Raw genomic sequence first — 12,980 nt, forward strand, 5'->3', positions numbered from 1 at the left:
CTGTAACGGCGGTCTGAGCTGGCGCTCAGGCCGCCGTTTCGCGTGGTGCGGCGTAGGGATCGTAGTTCAGGATGGGGGAAAGCCAGCGTTCGACGACGGCGACCTCCATCCCCTTGCGGCGGGCGTAGTCCTCCACCTGATCGCGGTCGATCTTGCCGACGCCGAAATAGTGGCTGCCGGGATGGCCGAAATAGAGGCCCGAGACCGAGGCCGGGGGCGTCATGGCGAAGCTTTCGGTCAGGGCCATGCCTGCGTTCTCGCCCGCGTTCAGCAGGCGGAACAGGGTGGCCTTTTCCGTGTGGTCAGGCTGGGCTGGATAGCCCGGGGCGGGGCGGATGCCCTGATATTGCTCGGCGATCAGGTCATCGACGCTGGTGACCTCGTCCGGCATGTAGCCCCACAGCTGGGTGCGGACTTCCTTGTGCAGGCGTTCGGCGAAGGCCTCGGCAAGGCGGTCGGCCAGCGCCGTGGCCATGATGGACGAATAGTCGTCGCCTGCGTCCTTGAATCGTTTGGCGATTTCCAGTTCGCCGTGGCCAGCGGTGACGGCGAAGGCGCCGATGTAGTCATCGCCTTCCTCGGCGATGAAATCGGACAACGCCAGGTTCGGCTTGCCGTTCGACTTCTTGATCTGCTGGCGCAGCGTGTGGAAACGGGCGATCTCCTGTGACCGGGTTTCGTCCGAGAAGACAGCGATGTCGTCGCCGACAGCGCGGGCGGGCCAGAAGCCGACGACACCCTTTGCCGTGAACCATTTCTCTTCGACGATGCGCTTCAGCATGGTCTGGGCGTCATTGAACAGGTCGCGTGCGGCCTCGCCGACGATTTCGTCCTCAAGGATCAGCGGATAGCGGCCGATCAGCTCCCAACTGGCGAAGAAGGGGGTCCAGTCGATGTGGTCGGCCAGGTCCTGCAGGTCCCAGGCGTCGAACGCCTTCACCCCGATGAAGGACGGGGCGCCCGGCATGGGCTGGGACGGATCGGGGCGGAAGCGGTTCTCGCGCGCCTGGGCCAGGGTGGCGCGGGCCTTGATCTCCTGGCCGCGGGCGTACTGTTCGCGAATGCGGATGTATTCGTCGCGGGTGGCGGCTTCGTTCCTGGCCCGATCGGTCGGGGACAGCAGGCCTGCGACCACGCCGACGGCGCGGCTGGCGTCGATGACATAGGTGGTCGAGCCGCGACGATAGGCGGGTTCGATCTTGACCGCCGTATGGGTGCGGCTGGTGGTGGCGCCGCCGATCAGCAGGGGGATGTCGAACCCGCGACGCTCCATCTCGGCGCCGACGAAGACCATCTCGTCCAGCGACGGGGTGATCAGACCGGACAGGCCGATGATGTCCACCTTGTGCTCAATGGCGGCGTCCAGGATGCGGTCGGCCGGGACCATGACGCCCAGGTCGATGACCTCGTAGTTGTTACATTGCAGCACGACGCCGACGATATTCTTGCCGATGTCGTGGACGTCGCCCTTCACCGTCGCCATCAGGATCCGGCCTGCCTGTTCGCGGGGTTTACCGGCCTTTTCGGCCTCCATGAAGGGTTCGAGCCAGGCGACGGCCTGTTTCATCACGCGGGCGGATTTCACCACCTGCGGCAGGAACATCTTGCCCGATCCGAACAGGTCGCCGACCACGTTCATCCCGTCCATCAGCGGGCCTTCGATGACGTGCAGAGGGCGTTCGACCGAGAGGCGCGCCTCTTCGGTGTCGGCGTCGATATATTCGGTGATGCCGTTCACCAAAGCGTGCTCGATCCGCTTGCCGACCGGAGCGTCGCGCCATTTCAGATCGACGACGCGAGCCGCGCCCTTTTCGCCCTTGTAGGTGGGCGCCATGTCCACCAGCCGCTCGGTGTTGGACACATTGGTCCGCTGCGGGCGGTTCAGGATCACGTCCTCGACGGCCTCCCTCAACACCGGGTCGATGTCGTCATAGACGGGCAGGTCGCCCGCATTGACGATGCCCATGTCCATGCCCGCATTGATGGCGTGATACAGGAAGACGCTGTGGATCGCCCGGCGCACCGGCTCATTACCGCGGAAGCTGAACGAGACGTTCGACACGCCGCCCGAGACGCGGGCGTAGGGCAGGGTGGCCTTGATGACCTTGACCGCCTCGATGAAGTCGACGGCGTAGTTGTCGTGCTCCTCGATCCCCGTCGCCACGGCGAAGATATTGGGGTCAAAGATGATGTCCTCGGGCGGGAAGCCGACCTCGTTGACCAGGATGTTGTAGGCGCGGGTGCAGATCTCGATCTTGCGGGCGGCGGTGTCGGCCTGACCCACTTCGTCAAAGGCCATGACCACGACGGCGGCGCCGTAGCGCAGACATTTGATCGCGTGTTCGCGGAAGGCCTGTTCGCCCTCCTTCATGCTGATCGAGTTGACGATCGGCTTGCCCTGAACGCATTTCAGGCCTGCCTCGATGACCTCCCATTTGGATGAGTCGATCATGACCGGCACGCGGGCGATGTCGGGTTCGGCCGCGATCAGGTTCAGGAAGGTCCGCATGGCGACGACGCCGTCCAGCAGGCCCTCGTCCATGTTGATGTCGATGATCTGGGCGCCCGCCTCAACCTGCTGACGGGCGACGTCCAGGGCGGCGGAATAGTTCCCCTCGACCACCAGCTTGCGGAATTTGGCCGAGCCGGTGACGTTGGTCCGTTCGCCGACGTTGATGAAGACGGGACGCATCAGGAAGCCAGCTCGAACGGTTCAAGTCCCGACAGGCGCAGGGCCACCGGGCGTTCCGGGATGGCGCGGGGCTTCAGCGGAGCGACCTCTTCGGCAACATGCTTGATGTGGTCGGGCGTCGTGCCGCAGCAGCCGCCGACGATGTTGACCAGGCCGGAGGCGGCCCATTCCTCAATGAAGTGGGCGGTTTCGTGGGGCTGTTCGTCGTACTGGCCCATGGCGTTGGGCAGGCCCGCGTTGGGATAGGCGGCGACGAGCGTGTCGGCGACGCGGCTCAGTTCGGCGATGAAGGGGCGCATCAGGTCGGCGCCCAGGGCGCAGTTGAAGCCGACGGCGAACGGCTTGGCGTGGCGCACGCTGTTCCAGAAACCCTCGGCCGTCTGGCCCGACAGGGTGCGGCCCGAACGGTCGGTGATGGTGCCGGAAATCCAGATGGGCAGGGGATCAAGCCCCTCGTCCTCCAGATCCTTGATGGCCTTGATGCAGGCCTTGCAATTCAGCGTGTCGGTGATGGTTTCGATCAGATACAGGTCGACGCCGCCCTGGTTCAGGGCCTTCACCTGCTGGCGATAGGCTTCGTACACTTGGTCGAAGGTGACCAGCCGCGCGCCGGGGTCGTTCACGTCGGACGACATGGACAGCATCTTGTTCAGCGGGCCGATGGAGCCAGCGGCGAAACGGGGCTTGTGCGGCTCTTTCTCGGTCCAGCGGTCAGCGGCGGCGCGGGCCAGCTTGGCGCCTTCCAGATTGATGTCCCACACAGCCTGCGCGTCCAGGGCATAGTCATCCTGGGCGATGGTGGTCGCAGAGAAGGTGTTGGTCTCTGAAATATCGGCGCCCGCCGCGAAATACTGGTCGTGCAGGTCGGAGATGACGTCGGGGCGGGTGATGCAGAGGATGTCGTTGTTCCCCTTCATCTGGTCCTTTTCGTTGTAGCCGTTGGCGGTCACGAAGCGGTCGCCGCGGAAGTCGGCCTCGTTCAGCCCACGCCGCTGGATCATCACGCCCCATGATCCGTCGAGGACCAGAATGCGTTCCTTGGCCGCCGCGTGCAGGGCGGCGATCCGTTCCGGGCGGGTCAGGGGGGATGTCATTACGCGACGGCCTTGGTTTCACGCACGCCCAGCACGCGACAGATCGCATAGACCAGATCGGCGCGGTTCAGGGTGTAGAAGTGGAAGTCGCTGAAGCCCTCTTCCTGCAGACGGGCGCAGGTTTCGGCGGCGACGGAGGCGGCCAACAGCTTGCGGGTCTCGGGATCGTCGTCCAGCCCGTCGAAATGCCCGGCCAGCCAGTCCGGCACCGACGCGCCGCACGAGCCGCACATCCGCTTCAGGCCGTTGAAGTTGGACACCGGCATGACGCCGGGGATCAGCGGAATAGTCACGCCCGCCGCCCGCACCCGGTCGCGGAAGCGCAGGAAGGCGTCGATGTCGAAGAAGAACTGGCTGACGGCGCGGGTGGCGCCCGCATCCACCTTGGCCTTCAGCACATCAATGTCGTGGTCGATGGAGGGGCTTTCGGGGTGGCGTTCGGGATAGGCGCCGACCGTGATATCGAAGCCGCCGATGCGGCTGATGGCGGCGGTCAATTCGGTGGCGTTGGCGTAGCCGTCGGCGCGGGGCTGATAGGCGCCGCCGATGCCGGATGCGCCGGGCGGATCGCCGCGCAGGGCGACGATATGATCGACGCCGATGGTCTTGTAGCCCTCGATAACCTCATCGACCTCTTCGCGGCTGGCGTCGACGCAGGTCAGGTGGGCGGCGGGGCGCAGGGAGGTTTCGGTGATGATGCGCTGAACCGTCCGGTGGGTCCGTTCACGCGTTGAGCCGCCCGCCCCATAGGTGACGGAGACGAAGGCGGGGTTCAGCGGCTCCAGCCGCCGGATGGCCTTCCACAGATTGGCCTCGGCCTCGTCTGACTTGGGCGGGAAGAATTCGAACGAGACGCGCACCTCGTTACGGTTCGACCCCGCACGGGCGACGGGGCCGAGCGGCGACAGCAGCAGGGCGCGGGCTTCGGCCAGATTGAGCGGAGCGGGGGAGGCCATCAGGCGGTCTTTCTGTCCTGGAGGCGGCGTTCCGCCGTCCAGATGGTCACGGTCAGGCCCTCGGCGTCATGCGGCAGGGCGATAGGGGCGGACGGCGTCAGGCCGCCATCCTGCAGCCAGCCGTTGATCTCGCTGTCGGCGAAACCGAGACGGCGATGCTGATGGGCCTCGCGCATGTGTTCGAAGTCGTGCGGGGCGAAGTCGATGATGACCAGACGCCCGCCGGGGCTGACCAGGCGGCAGGCCTCGGCGACGGCGGCGGCGGGGTCGGAAAGGTAGTGCAGCACCTGGTGGACGATCACCAGATCGGCGCTGGCGGCGGGCAGGCGGGTGGCGAAGATGTCGCCGTGGCGCAGTTCGACCTGCTCAACGCCCGCCTTGGTGACATTGGTGCGGGCGATGTTGAGCATGTTCTGGCTGAGATCCAGCCCGACGGACATTTTCGCCTTCTTGCCGAACAGGGTCAGCATCCGGCCCGAGCCGGTGCCCAGATCGACGACGCGCTCGAACGGGCCGGGGCCGACGGCCTTCTCCAGCGCGGCTTCGACGGCGCTTTCGCTGACATAGAGGCTGCGCAGGCGGTCCCACTGGGGCGCGACCTGTTCGAAATAGCTGACAGCGGCTTCCTCGCGGTCCTTGCGGACTTCATCAAGGCGACGGTGATCGGCTTCACCGGCGTCTTCGGCCAGAATATCCAGCACTGTGTCGATCAGTCTGCGGGCCTGAGCGTCGTGCGACAGGCGGTAATAGACGCGGGCGCCGTCCGGGAAGCGTTCGATCAGACCGGCGTCGGTCATCAGCTTCAGATGGCGCGAGACGCGGGGTTGGCTCTGGTCCAGAATCCGCGACATCTCCATGACCGACAGCTCTTCTCCCGCCAGCAGCGAGAGGACGCGCAGGCGGGTCGGCTCGCCAGCGGCGCGCAGGGCTTCGACAGTCTGATCAGCGGACAGGCTCATGCGATCATATAAAGATATCCTTATATGATTTGGCAAGTGAAATCGCTTCTCAGATAAGGATGCGACGGGAAAACTTCGTGCGTGCGTTCAAGGTTTCGCAGCCCTTTTGGAGTGGTCCCATGCGTATCCTGCTGATTGCCGCCTTCGCACTTGCCGCCGCCGGCCCGGCCCTGGCCCAGAGTGATTTCCCCGAGCCGCCGCAGATGGCGGGACCGCCGATGGGTGGGGGGCAGGGCGGCGGCCAATGGGGCGGAATGCGACCGCCGGAACGTGAGACCCTGGCGCAGTTTCAGGCGCGGATGGGGCAGTTGTTCGAACGTCTGGACGCCAATCACGACGGCGTTGTCGATGCGACCGAGTTGGCCAACGGCCGCGGCGGGCGGATGCTGACACGGTTCGACGCGGACAACGACGGCCGGATCACGCGGGCCGAGTTCGATGCGGGCGTTCAGGCCGAGTTCAAGACGCTGGACAAGAACGGCGATGGCGTCGTGACGGCGGACGAACGGCCCCAGCGTCAGCAGCGCTGAGATCAGACGACGGGCGTCTTCAAGGGTTCGCCTGCGAAATGCGCCTGTAGGTTCTCGATCAGAAGCACGAGCATGCCTTGCACGCCGGCGGTCGTGGCGCCGCCGGTGTGGGGCGTCAGGACTGTGTTGGGCACATCGGCCCAACGTGTGGGATCGGTCGGCTCTTCGATGAAGACATCCAGTGCGGCCTGACCCAGGGCGCCCGATTTCAGCGCGGCGATCAGGGCGTCTTCGTCCACCACCTGCCCGCGCGAGACATTGACCAGCAGTCCGTCCGGGCCGAGGGCGTCGAGGATTTCGCGTGAGATCAGGCCGCGATTGGTCTCATCCGCCTTGCAGGCCACGACCAGGACGTCGCTGGACTTGGCCAGGGCCAGCAGGGATTCGGCGCGGGGCCATTGCGCCTCGTGTGGACGCGGGCCCCACCAACTGACCGCCATGCGGAAGGTTTCGGCGCGGCTGGCGACGGCCTTGCCGATATGGCCCAGGCCGACGACGCCCAGCTTCTGACCGCCAAGAGAGGCGGTGATGTTGCGGGTCTCGATCGTCCATTCGCCTGAGCGGACCTGGCGATCGCCGGATGCGATCTGGCGCCGCGCGGCTAGGATCAGGCCCAGCGCGTGATCGGCGACGTCTTCGTGATTGACGCCGGGCGCATGGGTGACCGGCAGGCCGCGCGCGCGGCACCATTCGATATCGATGCCGTCATAGCCCGAGGTGAAACAGGCGATCAGGCTGAGATTGGGAAGCTGTTCGATCAGCGCCTTGTCGAGCGGGTATTCCCCGGCGACGACCATGACGCGGATATCGTGGGCGGCCTCGACCGGCGGGCCTTCCCAGAAGCGGTAAACGTCGTAGGCGCTCTCGAGGAAGCCCGAGAGCGGGGCGAGATGCCGCTGCATGATGAGAACGGCGGGGCGTTGGGTCATGCAGCGGCTCCTCTTTATCGATCAGTCGATCAGCGACCGAACTTCTGGTGCTGGATGCGCTTGGGGATGATGCTGTCGGCGCCCAGGCGGCGCATCTTGTCCTGTTCGTAGGCTTCGAAGTTGCCCTCGAACCATTCCACATGACCGTCGCCTTCGAAAGCGAGGATGTGGGTGGCCAGACGGTCAAGGAACCAGCGGTCGTGGGAGATGACCACGGCGCAGCCGGCGAATTCCTCCAGAGCCTCTTCGAGGTTCTGCAGGGTTTCGATGTCCAGGTCGTTGGTCGGTTCGTCGAGCAGGATCAGGTTGCCGCCGGAGGCCAGGGTCTTGGCCAGGTGGACGCGGTTGCGCTCACCACCGGACAATTGGCCGACCTTCTTCTGCTGGTCGCCGCCCTTGAAGTTGAAGCTGCCGACATAGGCGCGGGTGTTGATCTCGCGCTTGCCGACCATCATCACGTCGGTGCCGCCCGAGATGGCCTGCCAGATGGTTTCATCCGGCTTCAGATCGTCGCGCGACTGGTCGACATAGGCCAGTTTGACGGTTTCGCCGACCTTGATCGTGCCGCCGTCGGGCTGTTCCTGGCCGGTGATCAGCTTGAACATGGTCGACTTGCCGGCGCCGTTGGGGCCGATGACTCCGACGATGCCGTTGGGCGGCAGCTTGAAGGTCAGGTTGTCGAACAGGGTCTTCTCGCCATACGACTTCTGCAGGCCTTCGACCTCCAGAACCACATTGCCCAGACGCGGGCCAGGCGGGATCTGGATGTGGGCGTGCGTTTGCGCGCCGCGCATCGATTCCTGTTCCTCGACCATCCGCTCGTAGGCGGCCAGACGGGCCTTGGACTTGGCCTGACGGGCCTTGGCGCCCGAACGGACCCATTCCAGTTCGCGGGTGAGGGCGCGCTGGCGGGCTTCGGATTCCGACTGTTCCTGCACCACGCGCTTGGTCTTGGCTTCCAGCCATGAGGAGTAGTTGCCCTCGTGCGGGTGGCCCTTGCCGCGGTCCAGCTCCAGCGTCCACTTGGTGACCTGGTCCAGGAAGTAGCGGTCGTGGGTGACCAGGATGACGCAGCCCGGGAAGTTCTCCAGGTGGTGCTGAAGCCAGGCGACGGATTCGGCGTCCAGGTGGTTGGTCGGTTCGTCCATCAGCAGCATGTCGGGCTTGGACAGCAGCAGGCGGGCCAGGGCCACGCGGCGCTTTTCACCGCCCGACAGGTTGGTGACTTCCCAGTCGTCCGGCGGGCAGCGCAGAGCGCCCATGGCCTGGTCGATGCGGCTGTCGATGTCCCAAACGTCGCCGGCGTCGATCTTCTCCTGGAGGCTGGTCATCTCCTCCATCAGTTCGTCGGTGTAGTTTTCGCCCAGTTCGGCGGCGACTTCATTGAAGCGGTTGACCCACTGCTTTTCTTCGCACCAGGCCTCGACGTTCTGGCGAACGTTCAGGGCGGGATCCAGCTGGGGCTCCTGCTCCAGATAACCGCGCTTGATGCCATCGGCGGCGCGGGCTTCACCCGTGAACTCGGTGTCCAGGCCGGCCATGATCTTCAGCAGGGTCGATTTACCCGAGCCGTTGACGCCGACGACGCCGATCTTGGCGTCGTTATAGAAGCTGAGCCAGATGTTTTCGAAAATCTTGCGGCCGCCAGGGAAGGTCTTGGTCAGACCCTGCATCTGGAAAATATATTGTTGCGCCATGAGGTGCGGTTTCGCCCTTCGGGTTCGTCTAGACGTGGGAGGTTCGGGCGGATGTAGCGACCCGGAGCGCGAAGGGCAAATAAGGCCGCGCACAAACGACTGTGGCATCGCGCCGTAGCTGCGATGTTGGGAGGCCTGAGTGGAGGGCAAGCCGGGGCGCCGGGCCTTCGCCCGGAGTGTGATTGTAGAATTACCGTTTCGACGAAGGTTTGACGCCGCGCGCGGGTGGCCGACCTGCAAGGTCGGGGCGCTGAATGGTGGCGGTCTTATCGCCTAACCCCATAAGCCTGCGGCGGGCTGGCGGGGTCTGCGAAACCCCGTCCAGGTGCAGCCATGACATTTCCCATGCAATGACGAAGGTGAGGCGCCTACTTCGCCGGCAGCACCGCCAGAAGCCCGCGGGTGAAGCCGACCGGGGCCACCGTCAGGTGGTCTTCGTCGGTCAGGACCAGGGATTGGACGCGCAGGTTCGGATAGTGATGGGACTTCAGCGTCGTCTCCATCGTCTGCATGTCGCGCACCAGATTGGCGCCGTTGGTGTTGCGGGGGTTGGGGCCGGGCACTTCCCAATCGCCGACATACATGAAGACATCAGCGGGCAGGTCGGTGTGGCTGCGAGCGTAGGCGGCCTCCATCGTCATGATGTGGCGCTTGTCGAACCAGAAGGACGGGCTGCCCAGCACATAGGCCTGGAACATCGACGGGTCGGTGAACAGGATCTGGGCGCCCAGCAGGCCGCCGTAGGAATGACCCAGCAGGACGCGGCGCGCGGGGTCGGCGCGGAAGCGGTTGTCGATGAAGGGCAGGACTTCGTTCTTCAGATAGGTCTGATAGGCCGCGCCCTGGCCATGGACGTTGCTGCTGGCGCTGCGCGGGCCGTTGGGCGTGGGGGTGTAGTCACGATTGCGGCTGACCACGCCGCTGTCGCCGCGCGAATAGGACAGACCGACCAGGATGAACTCCTCGAGGCGGGGGCCGTCCAGATTCACACGTCGGGCGACCTGACGGATGATGGGAAAGGCGTAGTCCGCGTCGGTGACGTACAGCACCGGATAACGTCGCTGGGGATTGGCCTCATAGCTGGCGGGCAGACTGACGAAGACCTCGTAGTCGCGGCCCGAAACCGGATCTGGCACGGTCCAGACCTGGGTGCCCTTCAGCACATAGGGGGCGCCCTCCGCCTGGGCGGCCTGGGCCTGGGGTGCGGTTTGCGGCGACGACTGGGCGTCTGCCTTGGGCGAGCAGGCGGCGGCGAGAACGGCCATCAGTGCAACGGCCGGGCCCGAGCGTTTCATTTGTGATTCCCCCTGAAGCGTTGCGGGGAGGCTAAGGTTGAATGTGGCGCTGAGGGGGCGGCCGCGTCGTTCAGGCGTAGTTGAAGCTGATGGAGATGCGGTCAGACTTGGCCTGATTGGTCGGGACTTCGTGGCGCAGCCAGCTTTCCCACATCAGCACCGTGCCCGCCTGAGGGCGCAGATATACGAAGGGGCGTTCGGCCTCGGTCGCGTCATCTGTGACGCCGGGGCGGGCCATCATGAAGGGCAGGCGAGGGTCTTCCAGCTTCAGCGACGAGGCGCCGTCGGGGATGTCGATATAGACGGTGCCAGACAGGAAGGCGTGCGGGTGGATATGGCCGGTGTGGCCGCCGCCGGGCTTCAGGATATTGACCCACAGATTGTCCAGCCGGGGCTTGCGCGCCAGGTCGAAGTTCAGGGCCTTGGCGTAGGCGACGGCGTGGCGATCCAGATGGCGTTTCAGCTCCGCGAACTCGGGGAAGCGATGCGGCAGGTCGTTCAGCGAGCCATAGGAGGTGTAGCCCCGATAGGCGTTGGCGCGGCACCAGCGGCGGCCGGCTTCATCCTCTTCCGCCATCATGCGGATAACGTCGATCAGTTGTTCGTTGAAGTCGGGCCAGCCCCGGCCGTCGGCGAGGGAGGCTTCATAGACCTGGGTGATGAACAGGGGGCGCAGGGACATGGCTGCGGGATAGCGGGTTCAGGACCGCACGGGAACTGGCGGCGCACATTTTGGGACGAGAGAACGATGGCGCCCGCCCTCTCGCCTGATGCGCATGATCTGGTTAAGGATGGGCTATGTTCAAGTCCGTCCTTGTCGCCAATCGCGGCGAAATCGCCTGCCGTGTCTTCCGCACCGCCAAGCGGATGGGGATACGCACCATCGCCGTCTATTCCGAGGCCGACGCCCATGCCCTGCATGTGCGAGAGGCAGATGAGGCGGTCCTGATCGGCCCGGCTGCGGCGCGGGAAAGCTATCTGGACGGCGCGAAAGTGCTGGCCGCGGCCAAGGCGACGGGGGCGGAGGCGATCCACCCCGGCTATGGCTTCCTGTCCGAAAACGCCGAGTTTGCGGAGGCCGTCGCGGCGGCGGGGCTGATCTGGATCGGGCCGGACCCGTCCTCGATCCGGGCCATGGGCCTGAAGGACGCAGCCAAGGATCTGATGATCAGGGCCGATGTGCCGGTGACGCCCGGCTATCAGGGCGCGGACCAGTCGGAAGAGACGCTGACCGCAGAGGCCGCGCGGATCGGCTATCCGGTGCTGATCAAGGCGGTTGCAGGCGGTGGCGGCAAGGGGATGAAACGGGTCGATGATCCGGCTGACTTCGCCGCCGGTCTGGCCAGCGCCAAGCGCGAGGGGGCCGCGGCCTTCGGCGACGACCGGGTGTTGATCGAACGTTACATCACCCGCCCGCGCCACATCGAGGTGCAGGTGTTCGGGGACAAGCACGGCAATGTCGTCCACTTGTATGAACGCGACTGTTCGCTGCAACGCCGCCACCAGAAGGTGATCGAAGAGGCGCCTGCGCCGGGCATGAGCGAGGCCGTGCGCGCCGCCGTAACCGGGGCCGCGATCAAGGCGGCCAAGGCGGTGAATTATGTGGGGGCGGGCACGATCGAGTTCATCGCCGACGCCTCTGACGGGCTGAAGGCGGACGGCGTCTGGTTCATGGAGATGAACACCCGACTGCAGGTCGAGCACCCGGTGACCGAGAGTGTGACCGGCGTCGATCTGGTCGAATGGCAGTTCCGCGTGGCTGCGGGCGAGCCGATCCCGCTGAAACAGGACGAGATCAAACTGAACGGCTGGGCGATGGAGGCGCGGCTGTATGCGGAAGACCCCGCCAACGGCTTCCTGCCCTCCATCGGCAAGCTGGAGCATTTCGTGATGCCTGACCGCATCCGCGTCGACACCGGCGTGGAGCAGGGCGGCGAGGTCAGCCAGTTCTATGACCCGATGATCGCCAAGCTGATCGTGCACGAAGACACGCGCGAAGCGGCGGCGGCGCGGCTGGCCGAGGCGGCGGGCGAGGTCGAGGTCTGGCCGGTCAAGGCCAATGCGGGCTTCCTGAAACGCTGTCTGGTCCATCCGCGGTTTGTGGCGGGCGACGTGGATACGGGCTTCATCGCGGAAGAAGAGGCGGCGCTGTTGGGAAGCGGGCCGTCGTCGGACGCCAGAGTCGCCGCGTTGAACCTGATCGCGGACCATCATCATTTGTCGCCGCAACTGGGCGAATATCTGTCGCCTTGGTCGTCGGATGCCGACAGCGCGGCCGTTGGCTTTCGTCTTAATGGCCCGTCGCGCGCGTTGTTTCAGACGCAGATCAATGGCGAGAGAGTCGAAGGATCGGCTCTGAGCAACGGACGTGGAGATTTCAGTTGGAAGATCGAAGTCGACGGTCGAGCGGTCGTTAGTCGCGCTGCTGGAGATCGGATCGTCGTCGGTGACGATGTGACGCTCGGCTATGTTGGAGCCATGGGCGGCGTCGAAGGAGTCATCTTCGAGCATGGCGACGCCTGGCCTGTTACAGCAATTAGCCATGTGCGGGGGCAGGGTGAAGGTTCCGCTTCAGACGGCAGCCTCCGCGCGCCCATGCCGGGCAAGATCGTCGCCACGCCGGCCAAGGCGGGTGATGTCGTGACCAAGGGACAGCCTGTCGTGGTGCTGGAGGCCATGAAGATGGAGCACGCCCTGACGGCGCCCTTCGACGGGGTGGTCGAGAGCGTCTCGTCCAGCGTCGGGGATCAGGTCACGGAAGCGACCGTGCTGGCGGTGGTGAAGGCATCAGCCGAGGCTGTCTGAACGACACTTTTACGGAGTTATCT

10 protein-coding genes are annotated in these 12,980 nt (G+C 65.2%); 2 read left to right on the forward strand and 8 right to left on the reverse strand.

Features of this window, described 5'->3' with window-relative positions:
- Positions 1-25: 25 nt before the first annotated feature.
- The 4 genes from metH to KWG56_RS02480 are packed head-to-tail and all read right to left on the reverse strand — an operon-like array spanning position 26 to position 5,701.
- The gene (gene metH, locus KWG56_RS02465; RefSeq protein ID WP_219353604.1) at positions 26-2,692 is read right to left on the reverse strand and encodes a methionine synthase; all 2,667 of its coding nucleotides are present in this window, start codon (positions 2,690-2,692) and stop codon (positions 26-28) included.
- Positions 2,692-3,786, reverse strand: coding sequence for a homocysteine S-methyltransferase family protein (locus KWG56_RS02470; protein WP_219353605.1), 1,095 nt, complete (start codon positions 3,784-3,786; stop codon positions 2,692-2,694). The genes metH and KWG56_RS02470 overlap by 1 nt, the downstream gene beginning before the upstream one ends.
- Complete coding sequence (metF, locus tag KWG56_RS02475) at positions 3,786-4,742, reverse strand: methylenetetrahydrofolate reductase [NAD(P)H] (protein WP_219353606.1); 957 nt, start codon at positions 4,740-4,742, stop codon at positions 3,786-3,788. Before metF ends, KWG56_RS02470 begins: the two co-directional genes overlap by 1 nt.
- Complete coding sequence (locus KWG56_RS02480) at positions 4,742-5,701, reverse strand: ArsR/SmtB family transcription factor (RefSeq protein ID WP_201097143.1); 960 nt, start codon at positions 5,699-5,701, stop codon at positions 4,742-4,744. Before KWG56_RS02480 ends, metF begins: the two co-directional genes overlap by 1 nt.
- Positions 5,702-5,820: 119 nt before the next feature.
- Here KWG56_RS02480 and KWG56_RS02485 point away from each other — a divergent pair, with 119 nt between their 5' ends.
- Positions 5,821-6,231: an EF-hand domain-containing protein gene (locus KWG56_RS02485; RefSeq protein ID WP_219353607.1), complete on the forward strand. Its 411-nt coding sequence runs from the start codon at positions 5,821-5,823 to the stop codon at positions 6,229-6,231.
- Between the two features lie 2 nt (positions 6,232-6,233).
- On the opposite strand, the gene KWG56_RS02490 is transcribed toward KWG56_RS02485, so the two are convergent.
- From KWG56_RS02490 to KWG56_RS02505, 4 genes are all read right to left on the reverse strand, one after another.
- Positions 6,234-7,160 (reverse strand): 2-hydroxyacid dehydrogenase, encoded by a 927-nt coding sequence (locus KWG56_RS02490; RefSeq protein WP_219353608.1) that lies wholly within the window; start codon positions 7,158-7,160, stop codon positions 6,234-6,236.
- A 29-nt stretch (positions 7,161-7,189) separates the two neighbouring features.
- The gene (gene ettA / locus KWG56_RS02495; protein WP_201097146.1) at positions 7,190-8,857 is read right to left on the reverse strand and encodes an energy-dependent translational throttle protein EttA; all 1,668 of its coding nucleotides are present in this window, start codon (positions 8,855-8,857) and stop codon (positions 7,190-7,192) included.
- Positions 8,858-9,225: 368 nt separating this feature from the next.
- Positions 9,226-10,152: an alpha/beta hydrolase gene (locus KWG56_RS02500; protein ID WP_219353609.1), complete on the reverse strand. Its 927-nt coding sequence runs from the start codon at positions 10,150-10,152 to the stop codon at positions 9,226-9,228.
- Positions 10,153-10,222: 70 nt separating this feature from the next.
- On the reverse strand, positions 10,223-10,834 hold the full coding sequence (locus KWG56_RS02505; RefSeq protein WP_219353610.1) for a TIGR02466 family protein: 612 nt from the start codon (positions 10,832-10,834) through the stop codon (positions 10,223-10,225).
- Positions 10,835-10,950: 116 nt separating this feature from the next.
- Between KWG56_RS02505 and KWG56_RS02510 the strand changes: the two genes are divergently transcribed.
- Complete coding sequence (locus tag KWG56_RS02510; protein ID WP_219353611.1) at positions 10,951-12,957, forward strand: ATP-binding protein; 2,007 nt, start codon at positions 10,951-10,953, stop codon at positions 12,955-12,957.
- Positions 12,958-12,980: the final 23 nt, after the last annotated feature.

This window comes from Brevundimonas nasdae (genome assembly GCF_019395145.1).
GTDB lineage: Bacteria > Pseudomonadota > Alphaproteobacteria > Caulobacterales > Caulobacteraceae > Brevundimonas > Brevundimonas nasdae.